Here is an 18,962-nt window from a genome sequence, read left to right on the forward strand (position 1 = left end):
TTGAATGGGATGGCAGAAGACCTGTACCTGGGCATCAAGGACCTGCCAATCGTGTCTCCGCATGGTCACTGTGATCCGCGGTGGTTTGCAACCGATGCGCCGTTTCCCAACCCGGCAGAGCTGTTGGTGGTTCCGGATCACTACGTGTTCCGTATGCTCTATTCGCAGGGCGTTCCCTTGTCCGATCTTGGTGTTGGGGAAGAGGGGCGAAAGAAAGATCCTCGCGCCGTTTTTCGCACCTTTGCCGAGCATTGGCATCTGTTTCTGGGAACGCCATCCCGGATTTGGATGAACTACGTGCTGCACGAAACGCTTGGCGTGTCTGAGGAGTTGTCTTCGCGCACGGCAGACCTGATCTATGACGAGATATCAGCAAAACTGGCGCAACCCGAATTTCGCCCGAGGGCCTTGTTTGACAGGTTTGGGATCGAGGTTCTGGCCACCACGGATTCTGCTCTCGACGACCTCGCGGAACATCGGGAGATCCGCACAAGCGGTTGGGGCGGACGGGTTGTTCCGACGTTCCGCCCTGACGGGGTTTTGGATGGAGCGGACCCGGAATTCGTGCAGAACCTGAACAAGTTGGCTGAACTGACAGGCTGCGATCTGGGCAGCTATGGCGGCTACCTCGACGCGCTGCGGATGCGGCGGGCTCATTTCATCCAGCTGGGCTGTACGGCCACCGACCACGGCATCGAACGCGTACAGACCGAGTGGTTGGACGACCCAGATGTGCTGTACCAACGGCTGAGACGGCGGGAAGGTACGGAACAGGACGCCCGCCGCTTCTATGGGCATATGCTGATCGAAATGGCGCAGATGTCTGTCGATGATGGGCTGACCATGCAGATACATGCTGGCAGCAAGCGCAACACGAACCGCGGGGTGATGCGGGAATTCGGACGGGACAAGGGGGCTGACATTCCAATCGCGATGGATTGGGTAAACGGTCTTGATGCGCTTTTGAACCGCGTCGGCAACAACCCAGACCTACGCATTATCCTGTTCACTTTGGACGAAGGCACATATGCGCGCGAGTTGGCCCCGATGGCCGGGCATTGGCCGTGCCTTCGGATCGGGCCGCCTTGGTGGTTCCACGACAGCCCAGCCGGGATAGCGCGGTATTTCGATCAGGTTGTTGAAACGGCAGGATATTACAACCTCGCCGGATTCAACGACGACACGCGGGCCTTTCTGTCGATACCTGCACGTCACGACCTTTGGCGACGCGGCGTGGCGCTTCATCTGGCCGAGCAGGTGGCGCGCGGCTATTTCGGTCGTGACAGAGCCGAGCAACTGGCTCGGTTGCTGGCGGTCGATCTGGCGAAACAAGTTTACGGATTGCAAAATTAGATGGGTACTATTCTACACTTCGGCCTAGGAAACTTCGTCCGAGCGCATTTGCTCGACTACACCGATCAAGCGGGCGGATGGGACGTTATCGGCGTCAGCCTGCGTTCATCTTCAGTAAGGGATGGATTGGCCCGGCAGGCTTACGAATACGATCTGTGCGTACAGGGGCAGGGGGTGCGGCGCATCAAGACTCTGCGGAACATTCTGGTCGCGCCCGAGGATCGCGCTGCGATTTTCGATGCGATGGCGGATGCCGAGATCATCTCGGCAACCGTCACCGAAAAAGGCTATCACTTGGACGCTGCGGGCAAGCTGAACCTTCAGGACCCGGCGATTGCTGCCGATCTGGTGGGGCAGGGACCCACGACGCTGATCGGGTTTCTAGCTTTTGGTCTTGCGGAACGACGCAAGCCAGTGACGGTGCTGAGCTGCGACAACCGCATGGAAAACGGTAAAACGCTCGAAACAGCGGTTGTCGACTTTGCGAATGCAGCCGGTTTGGACGTGAATTGGGACGCTGTTCGCTTTCCCAACGCGATGGTCGACCGGATTACCCCGGCCACTACGGACGCCGTTCGCGCAATCAGCGGCGACCCTATGGCCGTTCCCACTGAGGCGTTCTCGGAATGGGTGATCGAAGACGATTTCGCCGGCCCGCGTCCGGATTGGCCAGGCGTGCAGCTAGTCGATGACGTGGCCCCGCATGAGATGCGGAAGCTGCGCATGTTGAACGGCGCGCATTCCCTGTTGGCTTATGCTGGATTGGAGCGAGGCCTGAACTACGTCCACGAAGCGGTTCGAGACCCGGATCTGCGTCCGCTAGTTTCCGAGTTGATGAAAGATGCGGGCGCAACGCTGCCTACTGCACTGCAAGAACAGGTTCCGGACTATGCCGAGGCTCTGTTACGCCGGTTTGAAAACCCCGAGCTGGCGCACCGTCTGGACCAAATCGCGATGGATGGCAGCCAGAAGCTGCCGTATCGGTTTGTTCCTACACTCCGTGAAACCGGCTCTCAGGCGGTGATTGCGGGGATGCGGGCCTGGATTTCCTATTGCGTGTCCGAGACGGCCGAAGGCAGGGCGCTGAACGATCCTTGCGCGTCGGAAATCGCCTTGGCCGCAAAGCAGCCAGACCCGGTGGTGCCGCTTTTGCACCTTGTCGGCGCCGAGGATCTCGCGCCACTTATCCGGAAATGATTGCGCCGCGGAATTGAACAACGGTGGATGCCAGATTGTGCCCGGCCATCAGCGCCTCTGCCTGCGATTTTCCGGTCAACAAGGCCGCGAGGTACCCACCATTGAAACTGTCGCCTGCGGCTGTGGTATCCAAAACTTTTTCTGCGGGGGCGTAGGTTTGCTGAACATTCGGCCCGATTGATAGCGGGCCATTTTCGCCACGTTTCAAAGCTCCGATACCGTGATGATAGGCAAAGCGTGACGCCACTTCCTCGGCGCTTTGTTCGAACAGAGCCATCTCATCATCGATTGACGGAAGTGCAATATCTGCGCGCCGCCAAAGCCGTTCGTTGACTTGCCTAGCATGCTCGACGCTACCCCAAAGTCGGGGGCGATAGTTGCTGTCGTAGATCACTTTTGCAGGGGCGTTTTCCAGCCAATCCAGTAAAGCCAGCCGAACCTCATGCGGTAGAATGGCCACCGAGATCCCAGACAAATACAAAGCATCATAGCCCATTAGCTGGTTAAAATTGTGGTCCGAAAAAAGTTGCCGCGCCGCAGATTCACTTCGCCAGTAGGTAAAGCTGCGTTCACCATCGCTAGATGTTGAAATCGCATATAGGCCAGGTGATGCACCTTCTACGGCCCTGATGGCCGACGTTCCAATCCCATGGCTGGCGATGAAATCCGATATCTGGCCCGAGAACGGATCGTCCCCAAGGCATGTTAAATAGTCGACGTCCAGTTCGGGTGCTGAACGGTGCATGTAGATGGCCGTATTCAGCGTATCTCCGGCAACGCTCACTTTTGCGCCGGTTTCCAGCATGGACAATTCGATCATTGCTTCACCGATGCAGGCTATTCGCGTCATTTCTTTTCTCTTTTCCAGATGATGAGTCCTGCGGCCATGATCAGTGCGGCGCCTGCCAGTGTGCTGCCGTCCGGTACAGTTCCAAAGAACAGATACCCCCACACCGCGACGTATATCAGGAATGAATACGTAAACGGCATCAACTGGTTAGCCGTCCCAAACCGATGGGCGTTTGTGAGCAGTTGGTGCCCGCCCCAACCGAAGACGCCCAGACCGATAAGAACAATCAGACTCCAAGTGTTTTCAGGCTGGATCCAAAACCAAATGGCGAAGGGTAGTAACACAAACGTCCCGGTTAACCCCAAATAAAACTGCATGGTGTCGACGGCTACAATGCCGGATAATTTGCGCGTCATGAGCGAATACAACGCCAACGCTGTGGCGTTGTAGATGATCAGCAACATGGTTGGATGGAACGCTGTGCCAAATGGCCGAACGATGACGAGAACACCCAAAAAACCAAGCAGGATTGCACTCAATCGCCATGGACCCACGGTTTCGTTCAAGACAATGACGGAAAGAAAGCAAACAATGACCGGACTCGAGAACATGATCGCTGAGACAACCGTCAGCGGTAGAAACTGAAGTGCGTAGAAGTTGAAAACGGTCGCCGAGATCAAAAGCAGGGCTCTGCTAATCACCTGCCAGGGGTGGTCCGTTTTAAAACGGCGCAGTTCCAGGCCACCCTTCGCAATAACACTGAGTGAGATAACAAAGTGCCCTGCATAACGCATGAAAGCCAATTGAAATGCAGGAATCCCCGCAACTGCTAACCACTTGGCCCCCAGATCAACAAACGAAAACAGCAACCAAGCCATCAGCATCAACAAGATACCTAGGCGTGGAAGATCCGCAGTTGAGCTGGCAGTGACGGTCATTGCTTACGGATTGAAGCGATTAACGTAGTAGTCGACCATTTGGCTGACCATATCATCTGCCTGACCGCTGTCCCGCGCGTCATTGAGTGCTGACAGTGCGCCTTGGGACATCACACTTGTGACGCCGACATCTTTGGCCATCTGGTCATAGTACCCAAGATCTTTTGCAGCATTCTTGATTGCAAAGGCCAGCTGGTTTGGGTCGTTTTCGATGCCATAGGCTTTGACGAAGTCCATCATTCCAGAATGTAACGGACCTGCAGCCATCACATCATAAAGCTGCTTGCGATCAACCCCAGCGACGTCGGCCATCGCAAAAGCCTCGGCCATCGCATTGGCCACAGTCATCCCAAAGAAGTTGTTTATAAGCTTTATTGTGTGTCCCGATCCCACAGCGCCAAGATAAAAAACGTTCTCGCCAAGGTCTTTCAATACAGGCTCTGCCTTCTCAAAGGCGGCCTGATTTCCGGACGTCATAATATTGAGCTTTCCTTCAAGCGCATGCGCCGGTGTCCGGCCCAGAGGAGCGTCTAAGAAGCTTCCGCCAACTTCCTCAACCTCTGATGAAAGCGCTCTGGTACTGCCCGGCAGCGAAGTACCAAAGTCTATGACGATTGCCCCGTTTTTTAATCCCGCAATCACCCCGTCCTCACCCCGCATTCGGCTTTCAACCTGATCTGAAGTACCCATGCACAGCATTATAATGTCGCAAACTTTCGCCAGTTCCCGAGCGTTCGCCGCCTCGATAGCGCCTCGTCCTATTGCTGCGTCAAGGTATGTGCGATCACGGTTCCCCAGCACCGTTACCCCGTAACCCTTGTCCAAAAGACGGTTTACCATGGCTCCGCCCATTAATCCGAGCCCGATAAACCCAATCGATGGTTTACTCATTGGTTTTCCTTTCAAAAAACTGGCCTTCATTCGTGTGACGGCGCCAAGCAGGTCTACAGTTCAAGGCTCTTGTTGCGGCACCGTTGATCTTCATTTGATTAAGCAAGGTCTGGCGTTTACCCCTTCACGCATGCAGTTGCTTTTGGCTGGGATCAGCCTTCAGTGTTTCTTCAATCCTGGTTGCAATCTCGAGCGTTCGGGCTGCGTCTGCGACGTCAATAAGGGGTGGGGCTCCATCCATCACATCTAGAAAGTGATCCAGTTGAGCTTCAAGCGGCGTCCGATCCTGAACGGGTATTTTCAACTCTTCCTTTTGCGCAGCTGTGCCCCAGTCTTGTCCCCGCCATAGGGTCATTGAAGGAAAGCTGACGGCGCCTAGAGTTCCCGTGATCCACATCATGTCTTGATGCGTGGTTCCTATGTTGGGGTTTTCACCTATTCCGGCCTCAAAGCCCCAAGGGCTGGGTGCCGTATCAGAAAAGCTGATGGTACCAGTCGCCCCGTTGTCGAACGCGATTGCTATGGCGCCACTTTCTATGCGATCGGATCTGCGGACCGATGCTCCGCGTAGGGCAGCGATTTCTGAAATTTCACCGACGACAAAGCGAAGCACGTCGATGTCGTGCACCAAATTGATCATGACCGGACTGCCGCCAGACGTTCGCCAATTTTGTTCAAAGTAACTGTCTGGCTTACGCATTGCCCACATCAAAGACACGTTAATGACCGTTCCAATTGCGCCTTCCGCAATCGTGGCCTTCAATTGTTGCAAGCTCCGGTGATAGCGTCGATGATGGCCAACCAAACTTTGAACACCAGCGGTGCTAAGCACCTCTTTTAGTCGTTTTGCTTCGCCGAAGGACGCAGCTACTGGTTTTTCGATCAGCAAGTGCCACCCACGCACGGCCGCCTCAGTGCCATGGTCAGCATGAAGATGCGTAGGCGTCGCTATTATCGCGCCATCAACTTCACTTTGAACCTCTTCCATTGACGAAAACCTTGGGGCGTCTAACTGGATCGAATTGTCGGGATCAGCCAATCCAACCAACGAGCACGCAGGGTGCTGCATAACGGCATGAACATGACGAATTCCTATCAACCCGCCGCCAACTACTAGGATGCGTTTCACATCACCGCTCCGATTTGCCACGGAACGAATTCGTAATCTCCCAGACCCTGAGCCTCGGACTTGGTTTGCTCACCCGATGCGACCCTGAGCATCAATTGATAGATTTCTCGGCCTTTTTCTTCGACGCTGACGCCTCTGGTCAGTACATCTCCTGCGTCCACATCCATGTCTTCCGCCATGCGATTTGCCATTTCCGAGTTGGTTGCAATTTTCAAGGTCGGGGCCGGTTTCGAACCAAAGGCCGATCCGCGCCCGGTCGTGAAACACACAAGGTTGCATCCCCCTGCGATCTGGCCCGTGACTGACGCGGGATCATATCCAGGGCTGTCCATAAAAGTGAATCCTCTGGCGGTTACGGGTTCCGCGTATTTAAAAACACCAGTTAACGGGCTGGTGCCGCCTTTCGCCGCTGCTCCAAGGGACTTTTCAAGGATTGTCGTAAGCCCACCTTTCTTGTTCCCCGGGCTTGGATTGTTGTCCATCGAGCCATGATTGCGTGCTGTATAGTCCTGCCACCAGTCTATAAGACCGATAAGTTTCTCGCCCATACCAATGTTTATGGCGCGGCGGGTTAGCAGATGTTCGGCACCATAAATCTCGGGTGTTTCTGCAAGGACGCCGGTCGCCCCCTGGGACACCAGTATGTCACATGCATGGCCCAGAGCCGGATTCGCGGTGACGCCTGACCATGCGTCAGACCCGCCGCATTGAAGGGCCACCATCAGTTCAGACGCTGGTGTTTCCGTTCTTACGGACATATTGGCAAGCGGCAGCATTTCTTCGACTTTTCGGATTCCCATCTCAACTGTACGGCGCAATCCGGCGACGTTTTGGATGTTCATCGTTTGAAAGGTCGGGCTTTGTTTCAGACCGTAAGCGTCCAGAAGCCAGTCAATCTGGTTCATTTCGCACCCCAATCCAACCATAAGAACGGCTGCGTGGTTGGGGTGCTTCGCATATCCCCACATAACACGTTGAAGCGCCTCAAAGCCCTCTCCGGAATCGGCCATGCCGCAGCCCGTTCCATGGACAAAGGCAACCACGCCGTCCACGTTTGGGAAATCAGCAAGTTTTTCAGGTGTAAAGTAGTCCGCAATCATGCGCGCTGCAGTTGCTGAACAGTTCACAGTAGTTACAACCGCGACATAGTTGCGAGTGCCGACTTTACCGTTTTCGCGCCTGAAACCCATGAAGGTATCCGAAGATCGCGTAGGGCTGACTGGCCGTAAGTCTGTTGAGAACTCGTAACTTACCTCGGTGTTGCGAAAAGCCATATTGTGAGTGTGAACGTGATCGCCAGGGCTTATCTGTTGCGTAGCGTATCCGATAATCTGGGCGTACTTTCTGACGGGGTCGCCTGCCTTTAAGATCGTTGTCGCCACTTTATGACCTGACGGTATACGCTCGTTGGTCGTGACATTTTCAACCACTTTGCCTGGTTCCAGGAACCGAGTGGCAATCACGACGCTATCCGTTTGGTCTAAGCGTACAAAAGTCATGGGCAGCTTTCTTTGCAGGCAGACTTAGGCACAGAAGGGCGAGTCTGATTTCCAGCGGTGAATGTCGATGTGTGGCTGAGCAGCGAGGCGAGCGCGTGCGGCTTCCCACTTCGATTTACAGACGCGCCAGTCGTGCAACTCGGTTTCAGGATGAGCTCGGGACCGTGCGACAAAATCCGGAAAGTGTTCGCGACCTGTTGGCTGACCCGTGGCACTATAGCGAATATCAAATGACCAGCGGAAGTGATCCGTATTGTTGATCAACGAAGCATGTGGGGTCAAAGGGTGAAACAGGATAACTCCGCCAGCTTTGACAGGAAGAGGCACCGCCATTCTTTCGTCGACAAAACCATCCGCAATTCCGGTTTGGGTCTTTGCACAATGGGGAAGGATGGATTGGTCAGGCGCTTTGGGCAGTACTTGCAAGCACCCGTTTTCAAGCGTTGCGTCGTTGACGGCAATCCAGACCGTTACCATCTCGGTCTGATCTGCATTTTCCAGCGCAACGGCTCGATCCTGATGCCAGTCGGTTGCAGTAATGTGAGCCCTGACCTCATCCTTGGCTAGCTTTTGGGCCGGCGGTTTCAGGCGAACGTGTTGGATCGGATTACTTGTCAATTCTGAACCGATAAGTTGCTCGACCACATCCAAAAGGGGCTTGGCCGTTAACAAATCGAACACCGCCGGGCCAATGTGAAAGGGCGTGTCGGCCATTATCCGGTCGCCGGGCAGGGATATGTCCATTGGTTGGAAATAGTCGCATCCTGCCTCATACGCGGACAACAGTTTGTCCCAAAAATTCAATCCGGATGGGTCATTGTGAACCAAGCCCTTTGAATGCCAACCGTCGTACAGCAGATCTAGAAGTTGAGAATACTCGGCCTTTACCCTGTCCATAGTATCCTCGGGGATCACGTTCTCGACGACGAGGTATCCCTCGGTCTGAAACTTGGCAATCTGATCCTGTGTCAACATGGGCTTTCCTCACAGCAGAAGCGCGATAATGCCGGGCCAAATCAGAAGGACGGAAAGTGCCAGCAACTGGATTCCGATAAATGGTAGGAACCCACGGAAGATGTCCGTCAGGCTGATGTGTGGCGGGGCTACGGATTTCAGATAGAACGCAGCAGGACCAAATGGTGGTGAGAGGAAGCTGACCTGCATGTTCATGCAGAAAACAACGCCAAACCAGATAGCTACATGGCTCGGATCAAGCTGGCCGAAAACTCCAATTTCTTCGATAGGCAGGCGCAGCACAATCGGCAGAAAGACCGGGATGATCAGCAGCACGATGCCGACCCAATCCATGAACGCGCCCATGAACAAAAGGATCAGCATCATGACAAGAATAACCAACATCGTTGGCAGATCTTGTCCCACAATCAAATCGGCTACGTATTGCGGTCCTCCGGCGATGGTGTAGGCACCTGCCAGTGAGGCCGCGCCAATAGTCACCCAGATGATAGTTCCTGTGGACTTGAGGGTTCGCATCAGGCTGTCCCAGACCAATTCGAATGACCCTTCACCCCTGAGAATGGCGATTATCAGAACGGCGAATGCACCCATGCCAGCGGCCTCGGTAATTCCGGTGATCCCACCATAAATCGACCCGAGCACAACTCCGATGACGACCAGAGGAGCAACAAGACCTTTGCCCATTTCCCATCCGATCTTTGCGCGTTCCCGACCAAACACGAAGAAAATTAACAGCAAGGCGACGATCGTGACGCCTGCGAACCAGGGCAGATAATCTGCCGTACCAAATCGTGCCGGTTCGCCTTGGCTGGCTGCATTAGAACCTGACAACTCGAAGAATGCTGCGCGGATGAACAGGACTGTCGAAAAACCGGCCACGACAATACACATGAAAGCAGCGAACAGCTTTCGTTTTTCCGCAGGTTCAGGATCATTGGGGTCCGGTTCGGGCAACGGCGCGTCGTCCGGGTTCAGTCTTGTGCGAATGACAATGTAAAGAATGATCATTGACGCCAGCATGAAGCCGGGAATGAAAGACGCCGTAAACAGTGACTTGATCGAGGTTTCCGTGATCAGGCCGAAGATAATCAGGACAATCGAAGGTGGGATCATTGTGCCCAATGAGCCCGAGGCGCAAATAACGCCAATTGCAAGGTTCTGATTATATCCTAGGCGTAGCATCTGGGGCAGGGCGATAAGGCCCAGAAGAACAACCTCCCCGCCGATAATGCCTGACATTGCAGCCATGATCACAGCCATGATCGACGTTACGATTGCAATGCCGCCACGTGTTCTGGATAGCCAGACATTGAGCGACGAATACATGTCGCGTGCAATCCCCGACCTTTCCAGAAGTGAGGCCATGAAGATAAACAGTGGCACGGATATGAGTACGTAATCCGTTAATAGCCCGTATATCTTTTGGGCCAGAATGTATAACGGCCCGGTTCCAGGTCTTCCGGTCAACATTCCATCGCCGAAGGAAAACGGGTTAAGTAGAAGCGTTGGCTCGAATTTAAGGACAAGAACGAGCACCGCAAGTGACGCGGATGCCAAACCCAAAGGCATACCGATCGCTAGAAGCACGATCAGGGCCACCATCAGGATGAGTGAAATTGTTCCAATGTCCATCAGTCTTGCCCCACCGCCCGTTTGATCATTTCAATTTCGTCGTCGTCCGGCTCATCCGTGTGGATTTCCGGTTCTTTGTTCCAATCCGCGATCAAGTTCAAAACCGACTGCATCGCGACGAGCGTAATCACGATGAGAACCATTGGCTGCAATGTCGCTGGGATTGGTGGATTGAAGGCCGAGCCGTAAAGCTCCCATTTATAGAGCTTGTTGACGAACACCTGTTGGTAGCTTCCGTAGACAAGAAAGAACGCAAACATCACGATCAGGACCGTCGAGATCGTATCAAATACGCGCTGAAGCCAACGGGGAACCGCGTCATAGAGCAAGAAAATCCGAATGTGGCTGCGCTGTTGCATGGCATAATAGCCCGACATCAGGAACACAAAGCTAGCGAACCAAAGCGTCATTTCATTGGCCCACTCGGTTGGTTTTTCCATGATGTACCGCATGAAAACTTCATACAGCATGACCACAGTCATGATAGCGATCATCATCATCGTCACTCGGCCTATGAACAAGGCGAAACGATCCATGACTGTTGAGCCTTCGAACTCCATTGTCGCCGGGCGCACCGTCTTTGTTCCGATCACTGCAATTATTGGCAATAGAATAAGCGCGCATATGTCCGTGATATCGACGAACCCACCGAATACCCCAGACATTTTCGGTGTGATATCACTGCGTAAATAAATTTCAGTAACCTGGCTTTTAAGGGACTCAGACGTGTAAGGCAGCCAGTCCAAAAGAAAAGCGGGCAGGTGCCAAACAAGCCAACTTGCCGTTGCAACGAAGGCCAAGGGAATGAGCCACTCGATTAGTCCGCCTGAGTTTTTATGCATTGCGTAACCCTCGTCCCTATCCGTCGATCCTGTAGTGATCGATAATGCTCCGGTCCGGCTCGACCCCTAGGCCAGGGCCAGTCGGAACAACAACACGACCGCCGTTGACCTTGACTTGGTTTTGAATTTCAAGCGGAACGGTCAGCAAGTCGTCTCGAAACTTGTTGTCCGTAGTGTCAAATTCCAGCATGGGTTCCCATGGGTGCAAACCGCCTGGAAGGGCCGGCATGGCAGCCAATAGATGAAGATTTGTTGCAACGGCAATTGCGCTGCCCCAGACATGATTGACGACGGGTGTGAAATGCGCGTGGCACAAGGCAAGTACCCTGACATACTCTGAAACACCGCCCAACGCGCAAACCTCTGGCTGCGCGATATCAATGCCTCGGTTTTCAAGAAGATTTCGCCACGCCCAGCGATTGAACACCGCTTCACCACCTGAAATGTTGACTTTCAATGCAGCGCGCAGTTCGCGGTATCCGTCCAAATCTTCTGGGGCAACGGGCTCTTCGAACCAATAGGCCCCCAGTTCTTCGAGAGCCCGGCCAACAAAAAATGCGTCAGGCGTTGTGTACGCGTGGTTTGCGTCGACCATGAATGGAAAGTCGTCGCCAATGCCGCGTCGAACCGCCTCACACAGTTTGACATCCGGTCTTGGGCCAAATCCGGTTTTCATTTTTGTGGCAGCAAACCCCATCGCCTTGATCTGTGCGGCTTCGTCCTCGAAACGCTTGGTAAGATCAGTGATCGATTCATCCCGCAGCATCATGCCGTAGCCGTAGCAGGGCACACTCGATCGATGTGCACCACCCAATAGCTTGTGGAGGGGTAGTCCCGCGATTTTTCCGGCAATGTCCCAAAGGGCGATATCTACCCCGGACAAGGCCTGTATCGGCATTCCACTTTGCCCATGATCTCGCAGAAGGTTGTACACCTTGTGCCAGATCACGTCTTTGTCCAATGGGTCCAGACCTAGCACCATAGGTTGGATTACTTTTTCGACGATGGACTTGTTTGCTACTGCTATGTTGCCCGGGCCAAAGCACTCTCCCCAGCCTGTCACTCCTTCGTCCGTTTGAACTTCAACGAGATGGGTTGTTCGCTTGTCGTAATACTGCTGTGAATAGCCCAAAACTGCTGGCATGTCGTACTGCAGTACGTGACTTATCAGTTTTGTAATTTTCATGAAGTTTGTGGTCCCGGCACCAATTCGGAGAGGCCGAAAAAACGGCCTTTCCGATCGTCATAAATCAACCGAAGCCCGACTATTCCATTGCGCCCATATTGCGCAAGAAATCGATATGGCTTGCCAAAAGCGCCTGTGCTTCAGGAGTCGTGGCGAATTCTGTCCAGCCGACCTGAACGGCTGCGCGATATGCTGCCAAGTCTTCAGGCGTCCATTCATAAAGTTGAACACCTTTTGCCTTCAGGTCTTTCGCAGTTTGAGCGTTCTGCACTTCGTTGATCGTCGCATTGTGCAGTGCGAGACTGTCCATCGCGACTTCCATGATTTTCTTGTGATGCGCAGGCATTGCTTCCCAAACGTCTTTGCGGCAAGCAAGGTGGTCAGCTGGCATTGAGTGGAAACCCGGATAGTTCGTGTGTCCTGCGATCTCATAAAGACCTAAGCCCACGTTGTTGGTAAGGTTTGCAGCGTCCGCACCGTCAATAATGCCGGTTTCCAAGGCCGTGAAGATTTCGTTGAAATCCATCACGATCGGAGAAGCGCCAAGCTCCGCAAACACTTTAGTTGCCAGGCCTGGAGGCGAGCGGAATTTCCAATCCTTGAAGTCTTCAACTTTGGCAATCGGCTTGGTCGAAGAAAGCGACTCGGGGCCAGGAATCCACCATCCAATGAACTCCATGTCGTACCCGTTATACAGATCGTTTACGGCTTCTCTGCCACCACCGTGCAGAAGCCAAGCCATTTGCTGATATGGGTTCTGGTATCCGCCGAGAAGATCGCCTGCAAACTGGAAGGCAGGGTTTTTGCCGGTCTGGTAACCGCCACCCGTCATGTCACAGTCCAGAATTCCTGTCGCTGCTGCATCGAAGGTTTCAACTGACTTGACCACCGAAGAGGAATAGAACATTTCAACTTCGATTTCACCGTTCGACATTTCTTGAATGTCTTCGACGAATTTTGCGGCCATCTGGCCAGACAAAGTCTCGGGCGAAAAATGGGTTTGAATTCTAAGCTTCGTTGTTTCAGCCATCGCGAAACCGGCTGCCATTGTCGTGGCTACGGCCGCCAAGGCGACTGTCTTGACTATTTTCATATTGTCCTCCCAGACGTTGAGCGTTGCGCGGAGTGGTAGATCTTGCCGCCTCCTTTGCCGTCACGCAGGTAAACGTTAAGCCGAAGAATCGAATGCAACAAGAAAAATTTGAAATTTCTAAAAATTTTGAGATTCTTGCGATAATTTAAAAATAGAGTTAGGACGCTATTTGGACAGAACTCGAAGGTGCATGTTGGAATGAACGAAGAGATCGATATTTATCAAGACCTTAAGATGCGCTTGATTTCGAATGGATTCGAGCATGGGGCCAAGGTTCGAGCCGAAGAATTGCGTAAAGAGTATGGCTGTTCGGCAAGCGCCGTTCGCGAAGTTCTGTTTAGGCTGGCGGCGGTAGGTCTAGTAGATTTTCAAGAGCAGAGAGGTTTTCGTGTTCCAGCGCGTTCGCCCCAGAAACTCATAGAACTGACCCACGTCCGTATTCTATTGGAGGCCGAAGGTACTGCGATGTCGATCCGCAATGGCGGAGTGGATTGGGAAGCAAGATTGACGGCGGCACATCACAAGCTCAGCCACATCGAAAAGCGTATCCACGCCACTGACGACCCCAGCGATCTGGTAGAGATCTGGTTCGCGTCGGAGAAGGAATTTCATCAAACGCTAATTTCTGCTTGTGGATCAGAAACTTTGAAGCAAATGCATAGCCGAATTTATTCTCAGTTCAGACAGCAGTTGATGGTGGCAGATCGCAACTTTGGGTTCATCTCGCAGAACATACGGCACCACGCTGACATACTTGAAGCCGCGCTGTCAGGGGATGAGCAATTAACCAGAACCAAAATTCACGATCATCTGAAACGCCACCTAACTGGAAAAACAATGGGCGACTAGCGCGCGTAGTCATCCTCCAAATACACGCGGATGATTTCGTCAAAACTCAATTCTGCACGGAAGCCTAATTCCAGCGCGCGGTCCGTTCGAAAGTCACGTGGCCAATTCTTGACTATACTCTCAATTGCCGCATCAGGAGCGCGTTTGATCAGGGCCACTGCTTCCTGACCGGCTGCATTGCGCAGCGCTTCAATCTGTTCAGCGACCGTGCAACTCACGCCTGGCATGTTCAATGCACGTCGATCGTTCAAAAGCTGGGTGTCTAGGGTCGCAGCGTGGGTCAAAAAGGTCGCCGCCGCGCGCGGACTGGCGTGCCAATGCCGAACCGTTTCAGCAACGGGCAATACGGCCTCCTCCCCGTTTAAAGGCTCTCGGATAATCCCAGAAAAGAAGGACGAAGCGGCAGCGTTGGCTTTTCCTGGGCGAACACACAAAGTCGGCAGCCGCAGCGAGATGCCATCGATGTATCCTTTTCTGCTAAAATCCGTGATCATCAATTCAGACGCCGCTTTCTGCGCCCCATAACTGGTCAAAGGCGCAGAGAGGAATTCATCGCCGATTTTGTCAGGAAACGGCGCCCCGAAAACTGCTATAGATGAAGCAAAAACCAGTCGTGGTCGGTATTCGCCATTAGATGCCTCGTGTTCATCTTTAAGCGCGTTAAGAAGCGCCCATGTCGACAGGAGGTTGACATCCCAACCCAGCGCAAAATCGGATTCAGCTTGGCCTGAAACTACAGCAGCAAGATGGAAAATGATGTCTGGGCGCTGCACTGCAACAGACTTAGCTGCTCCTGACTCCGCCAAGTTCCCCTCAATGTGGTGGCCTGGCGCACTGTTTGGCGGAAACGCGATATCGAACAATGAAACTTGGGCATTTGGGCCAAAAGTACATTTTGTCGAAATTCGGTGGGCCAGTTTCTGGCCCAACATTCCTCCACCACCTGTTACAAGTATCTGCTTCACTTCATTCCGTTCCGGTTCTTGAGTTCCAGATACAAAGCAGAATGATCCAGTTCCGCCCCACCCATTTCGTCAATAAGGTATTCAAAACGATCGCGCACAGATTGAGTATTAGGTAGCTCGATGCCGAGTCTCTGTGCCTCTTCCAACGTATTGTTCAAATCCTTTAATTGAAATTTTGACAAACCTCCGGGTACGAAATTGCTTTCAGACATTCGTTCCCCGTGTTGTTGCAGGATCACGCTGTCAGCAAATCCCCCCTTCAGTGCGGATCGTAGGGACACTGGATCCGCGCCCCCTTGCTGTGCCAGCAGTGTTGCTTCGGCGACGGCAGAAATTGTCACGGCGACGATGGTTTGATTGGCCAGTTTGCACAATTGGCCACTGCCACTGGGTCCAACATGAACAGGGTGGCCCATGGCGGAAAGTACGGGTTTAACTTGGTCCATTACGTCTTGTTGGCCGCCAACCATGATCGCAAGGGTTGCGGCCTCGGCGCCCTTGGTGCCACCGGAAACTGGGGCGTCCAAATGAGACAGCCCCATCGCAGCCAATTGCGCGGATTGTTCCCTGGCGTGTTCGGGTTTGGCGCTGGACATATCAATCCAGATCATTCCAGGTTTGAGTTGCGCACAGAACGTTGAATCGTCAAGCAGCGCACCCGTCGCGTGCCCGTCCGAAAGCATGGTCACAATTATATCTGCGTCTGCTATCGCTAGAGCGGCGGAGTCTGCTACTTTCGCGCCTTCATCTGCCAATGGTTTCGCCTTTTCCAGGCTACGGTTCCACACAGTCAGTGGGAAGCCAGCTTTGATAAGATTCCGCGCCATTGGTGCGCCCATCAGGCCGGTTCCTAAAAGAGTCACCTTTAACTGATTGCTCATATTTTCCTGTCCTCCTGAAGGTGTGCCACGCTTGGTTATGGCCAAACCAAAGTCTTTGTCATACGCTAACATCTATCGGTCCACATGCCACAAGTCCTTGTAAATCTGCTAAGGTTTCTTTGTGCTTGGGTTGACTTGTGGGTCGGATCCTACTGATGCGGCGACGTCTAAGAAAGTTGAAAGATCCAAATGACAGAAAGACTTAAGGGAAAACGCGTCTTGGTTACAGCCGCTGCGCAAGGGATCGGACTTGCCAGCGCAATGGCGATGGCGCGAGAAGGTGCACACGTCTTCGCGACGGATGTAAACACCAAAAACCTATCTTCGATTCGCGGCGAGAATCTCGAAAATTTGGATATTTTCGAAATGGACGTGACGTGTAATGATAGCGTTCAACAGGGCGTCTCAAGAGCGAAGCCAGACGTTTTGTTCAACTGCGCGGGGTTTGTACATCATGGCTCTATTTTAGATGCGACTGATGACGAGTGGGATTTTGCAATGGATCTCAACGTGCGCTCAATGGTACGCACGACCAAGGCTGTTTTGCCCGGAATGCTTGAGCGTGGCGGAGGCTCAATAATCAATATGTCGTCCGCACTGGGTTCCATAATTGGCGCGCCGAACCGCTTTGTGTACGGAACGACAAAGGCGGCTGTTGTCGGGCTGACAAAGTCAGTGGCCGTGGATTTCATAACGCAAGGAATTCGATGCAATTGCATATGCCCGGGAACGGTTGACAGTCCTAGCTGGCGGGACCGAGTGGATGCATTGGGCAAGCAATTGGGCAGCAGAGACGAGGCACTTGCACAATTCGTGGCGCGACAACCCATGGGCCGTGTCGCAAAAGCAGAAGAGATTGCTGCATTGGTCGTCTATCTGGCAAGTGATGAGAGCGCTTTCACTACAGGACACACACATATTATTGACGGGGGTTGGTCCGGCCAATGACAAATATATCAAAGGATGATCTGCGGTCTCGCAAATGGTTCATGAATTCTGAAAACTTGGAAATGACCGCGTTGTATCTTGAAAGATATCTCAACTACGGACTGACCCGAGAGGAACTACAGTCGGGCAAGCCAATAATTGGCATTGCCCAGACCGGCAGCGATTTAAGCCCCTGCAACCGGCACCATATAGAGTTGTCCAAACGCGTTCGCGACGGGATCATCGCGGCTGGGGGCACGTGCATTGAAATACCCGTGCACCCGATACAGGAGACAGGGAAACGGCCAACGGCCTCACTCGACCGCAATCTGGCTTATCTGTCTTTGGTCGAGAGTCTTTTCGGCTATCCGATTGATGGCGTTGTTCTGAACATCGGTTGCGACAAGACCACGCCTGCACTTCTTATGGCCGCAGCAACTGTCAACATCCCGGCGATTGCCCTGTCGGTTGGGCCAATGCTGAACGGTTGGTGGAAAGGCGAGCGCGCTGGATCTGGCACCGTCATTTGGAAAGCGCGCGAAGACCTTGCGGCTGATGAAATTGATACCGATGAGTTCATGGAAATCGCAGCCGCTGCAGCACCTTCGGTGGGTTATTGCAACACGATGGGAACAGCAACGACCATGAATTCGCTTGCTGAAGCCTTGGGTATGCAATTGCCCGGATCTGCAGCCATACCAGCCCCGTACAGAGAGCGGGGTCAAATTAGTTACGAAACCGGTAAACGCATTGTGGATATGGTTTGGGAGGATTTGCGACCAAGCGATATCATGACACGGCAGGCTTTTGAAAACGCGATTGTCATTAACTCAGCGATTGGCGGATCGACGAACGCGCCAATACACTTGAATGCAATCGCCCGGCATCTTGATGTTCCGCTGAACAACGATGACTGGCAGAAACATGGCCACGACGTACCGCTGTTGGTCAACATGCAACCAGCCGGTAAATACCTGGGTGAAGATTACCAACAAGCTGGCGGCGTTCCTGCAGTTGTTGGAGAGCTTCTTGACGCCGGATTACTCCCTCATCCCGATGCATTAACGGTGAACGGCAACTCGATGGGTCAAAACTGCTCGATGCGCCGGTCACTTAATGAGGATGTGATCAAGCCTGTCAGCAGCCCGGTTAAAGAACAAGCAGGTTTCATCAATCTCTCGGGCAACCTCTTCGAAAGCGCGATCATGAAGACATCTGTGATCTCACCAGCATTTCGAGAGGCTTACCTGTCAAACCCAGAAGACCCCGATGCATTTGAGGGCAGGGCGGTCGTGTTTGATGGGCCTGAAGATTTTCACCATCGGATCGACGATCCCGCAGAAAACATCGACGCAAACTGTATTTTGATCATGCGCGGAGCCGGACCAAAAGGGTATCCGGGTGCAGCAGAGGTCGTGAACATGCGACCGCCTGCATATTTGTTGAAGCAAGGTATCGAGGCTCTTCCGTGTATTGGTGATGGACGGCAATCCGGTACATCAGGAAGCCCATCTATCCTGAATGCGTCACCCGAAGCTGCGGAGGGTGGTGGATTGGCCTTGGTGCAAACTGGCGACCAACTGCGTATCGATCTGGGCAAAGGCACGGCTGATATACTGGTTTCTCTTGAAGAACTGCATGAACGCGCCCGCGATTTAGAGGCAAAAGGTGGGTATTCAATGCCACCCAACCAATCCCCGTGGCAGGAAATATTCCGCGAAAAAGTGGATCGGCTGGATCGCGGTATGACGCTCAAGGGTGCAGAAAACTACCGCGATATCGCACGAGGCTTCATGCCACGCGACAATCACTAAA

Annotated in this window: 17 protein-coding genes; 5 read left to right on the forward strand and 12 right to left on the reverse strand. The window is 53.2% G+C overall.

Annotated elements, in window-relative coordinates:
* The first annotated feature begins 9 nt into the window (after window positions 1-9).
* On the forward strand, window positions 10-1,353 hold the full coding sequence (gene uxaC, locus ACR0L3_RS02375) for a glucuronate isomerase (protein WP_480744648.1): 1,344 nt from the start codon (window positions 10-12) through the stop codon (window positions 1,351-1,353).
* Window positions 1,354-2,550: a mannitol dehydrogenase family protein gene (locus ACR0L3_RS02380; protein ID WP_480743330.1), complete on the forward strand. Its 1,197-nt coding sequence runs from the start codon at window positions 1,354-1,356 to the stop codon at window positions 2,548-2,550. It begins immediately after the preceding gene.
* Here ACR0L3_RS02380 and ACR0L3_RS02385 read toward each other — a convergent pair.
* The 10 genes from ACR0L3_RS02385 to ACR0L3_RS02430 all read right to left on the reverse strand — a co-directional run bounded on the left by ACR0L3_RS02385 (window position 2,537) and on the right by ACR0L3_RS02430 (window position 13,525).
* Entirely contained in the window at window positions 2,537-3,400 is an 864-nt protein-coding gene (locus ACR0L3_RS02385) for a sugar kinase (RefSeq protein WP_480743331.1), read from the reverse strand. The genes ACR0L3_RS02380 and ACR0L3_RS02385 overlap by 14 nt on opposite strands.
* Window positions 3,397-4,278: a DMT family transporter gene (locus tag ACR0L3_RS02390; RefSeq protein WP_480743333.1), complete on the reverse strand. Its 882-nt coding sequence runs from the start codon at window positions 4,276-4,278 to the stop codon at window positions 3,397-3,399. Before ACR0L3_RS02390 ends, ACR0L3_RS02385 begins: the two co-directional genes overlap by 4 nt.
* Before the next feature lie 3 nt (window positions 4,279-4,281).
* Window positions 4,282-5,169, reverse strand: a complete 888-nt coding sequence (locus ACR0L3_RS02395) for an NAD(P)-dependent oxidoreductase (RefSeq protein ID WP_480743334.1) — start codon at window positions 5,167-5,169, stop codon at window positions 4,282-4,284.
* Window positions 5,170-5,293: 124 nt separating this feature from the next.
* Entirely contained in the window at window positions 5,294-6,298 is a 1,005-nt protein-coding gene (locus ACR0L3_RS02400; protein WP_480743335.1) for a Gfo/Idh/MocA family protein, read from the reverse strand.
* Window positions 6,295-7,797 carry a UxaA family hydrolase gene (locus ACR0L3_RS02405; protein WP_480743337.1) on the reverse strand — a complete coding sequence of 501 codons (1,503 nt, stop codon included), beginning with the start codon at window positions 7,795-7,797 and terminating at the stop codon, window positions 6,295-6,297. Before ACR0L3_RS02405 ends, ACR0L3_RS02400 begins: the two co-directional genes overlap by 4 nt.
* A 24-nt stretch (window positions 7,798-7,821) precedes the next feature.
* Window positions 7,822-8,772: a phytanoyl-CoA dioxygenase family protein gene (locus ACR0L3_RS02410; RefSeq protein ID WP_480743338.1), complete on the reverse strand. Its 951-nt coding sequence runs from the start codon at window positions 8,770-8,772 to the stop codon at window positions 7,822-7,824.
* A gap of 9 nt (window positions 8,773-8,781) precedes the next feature.
* Complete coding sequence (locus tag ACR0L3_RS02415; RefSeq protein WP_480743339.1) at window positions 8,782-10,404, reverse strand: TRAP transporter large permease; 1,623 nt, start codon at window positions 10,402-10,404, stop codon at window positions 8,782-8,784.
* Window positions 10,404-11,246 carry a TRAP transporter small permease subunit gene (locus ACR0L3_RS02420; RefSeq protein ID WP_480743340.1) on the reverse strand — a complete coding sequence of 281 codons (843 nt, stop codon included), beginning with the start codon at window positions 11,244-11,246 and terminating at the stop codon, window positions 10,404-10,406. The genes ACR0L3_RS02415 and ACR0L3_RS02420 overlap by 1 nt, the downstream gene beginning before the upstream one ends.
* Before the next feature lie 16 nt (window positions 11,247-11,262).
* Entirely contained in the window at window positions 11,263-12,432 is a 1,170-nt protein-coding gene (locus ACR0L3_RS02425) for a mandelate racemase/muconate lactonizing enzyme family protein (protein ID WP_480743342.1), read from the reverse strand.
* A gap of 79 nt (window positions 12,433-12,511) precedes the next feature.
* A complete protein-coding gene (locus tag ACR0L3_RS02430; RefSeq protein WP_480743343.1) occupies window positions 12,512-13,525 on the reverse strand; it encodes a TRAP transporter substrate-binding protein in 1,014 nt (337 codons plus the stop codon).
* A gap of 198 nt (window positions 13,526-13,723) precedes the next feature.
* Here ACR0L3_RS02430 and ACR0L3_RS02435 point away from each other — a divergent pair, with 198 nt between their 5' ends.
* A complete protein-coding gene (locus ACR0L3_RS02435; protein ID WP_480743345.1) occupies window positions 13,724-14,374 on the forward strand; it encodes a GntR family transcriptional regulator in 651 nt (216 codons plus the stop codon).
* Here ACR0L3_RS02435 and denD read toward each other — a convergent pair.
* A complete protein-coding gene (gene denD, locus ACR0L3_RS02440) occupies window positions 14,371-15,339 on the reverse strand; it encodes a D-erythronate dehydrogenase (protein WP_480743347.1) in 969 nt (322 codons plus the stop codon). The genes ACR0L3_RS02435 and denD overlap by 4 nt on opposite strands.
* Entirely contained in the window at window positions 15,336-16,220 is an 885-nt protein-coding gene (locus tag ACR0L3_RS02445; RefSeq protein ID WP_480743349.1) for an NAD(P)-dependent oxidoreductase, read from the reverse strand. Before ACR0L3_RS02445 ends, denD begins: the two co-directional genes overlap by 4 nt.
* A 189-nt stretch (window positions 16,221-16,409) precedes the next feature.
* Here ACR0L3_RS02445 and ACR0L3_RS02450 point away from each other — a divergent pair, with 189 nt between their 5' ends.
* Both ACR0L3_RS02450 and ACR0L3_RS02455 read left to right on the forward strand, forming a co-directional pair.
* Complete coding sequence (locus ACR0L3_RS02450) at window positions 16,410-17,168, forward strand: SDR family oxidoreductase (RefSeq protein ID WP_480743351.1); 759 nt, start codon at window positions 16,410-16,412, stop codon at window positions 17,166-17,168.
* On the forward strand, window positions 17,165-18,961 hold the full coding sequence (locus ACR0L3_RS02455; protein WP_480743352.1) for an IlvD/Edd family dehydratase: 1,797 nt from the start codon (window positions 17,165-17,167) through the stop codon (window positions 18,959-18,961). Before ACR0L3_RS02450 ends, ACR0L3_RS02455 begins: the two co-directional genes overlap by 4 nt.
* Window position 18,962 lies beyond the last annotated feature (1 nt).

The organism is Ruegeria sp. CK1 (genome assembly GCF_056536545.1).

Coding starts and splice junctions, on each gene's coding strand:
- ACR0L3_RS02450 (WP_480743351.1), top strand. CDS start 16,410: ATGACAGAAAGACTTAAGGGAAAACGCGTCTTGGTTACAGCCGCTGCG.
- uxaC (WP_480744648.1), top strand. CDS start 10: ATGGCAGAAGACCTGTACCTGGGCATCAAGGACCTGCCAATCGTGTCT.
- ACR0L3_RS02385 (WP_480743331.1), bottom strand. CDS start 3,400: ATGACGCGAATAGCCTGCATCGGTGAAGCAATGATCGAATTGTCCATG.
- ACR0L3_RS02395 (WP_480743334.1), bottom strand. CDS start 5,169: ATGAGTAAACCATCGATTGGGTTTATCGGGCTCGGATTAATGGGCGGA.
- ACR0L3_RS02410 (WP_480743338.1), bottom strand. CDS start 8,772: ATGTTGACACAGGATCAGATTGCCAAGTTTCAGACCGAGGGATACCTC.
- ACR0L3_RS02380 (WP_480743330.1), top strand. CDS start 1,354: ATGGGTACTATTCTACACTTCGGCCTAGGAAACTTCGTCCGAGCGCAT.
- ACR0L3_RS02430 (WP_480743343.1), bottom strand. CDS start 13,525: ATGAAAATAGTCAAGACAGTCGCCTTGGCGGCCGTAGCCACGACAATG.
- ACR0L3_RS02390 (WP_480743333.1), bottom strand. CDS start 4,278: ATGACCGTCACTGCCAGCTCAACTGCGGATCTTCCACGCCTAGGTATC.
- ACR0L3_RS02455 (WP_480743352.1), top strand. CDS start 17,165: ATGACAAATATATCAAAGGATGATCTGCGGTCTCGCAAATGGTTCATG.
- ACR0L3_RS02425 (WP_480743342.1), bottom strand. CDS start 12,432: ATGAAAATTACAAAACTGATAAGTCACGTACTGCAGTACGACATGCCA.
- ACR0L3_RS02445 (WP_480743349.1), bottom strand. CDS start 16,220: ATGAGCAATCAGTTAAAGGTGACTCTTTTAGGAACCGGCCTGATGGGC.
- ACR0L3_RS02435 (WP_480743345.1), top strand. CDS start 13,724: ATGAACGAAGAGATCGATATTTATCAAGACCTTAAGATGCGCTTGATT.
- ACR0L3_RS02420 (WP_480743340.1), bottom strand. CDS start 11,246: ATGCATAAAAACTCAGGCGGACTAATCGAGTGGCTCATTCCCTTGGCC.
- ACR0L3_RS02415 (WP_480743339.1), bottom strand. CDS start 10,404: ATGGACATTGGAACAATTTCACTCATCCTGATGGTGGCCCTGATCGTG.
- ACR0L3_RS02405 (WP_480743337.1), bottom strand. CDS start 7,797: ATGACTTTTGTACGCTTAGACCAAACGGATAGCGTCGTGATTGCCACT.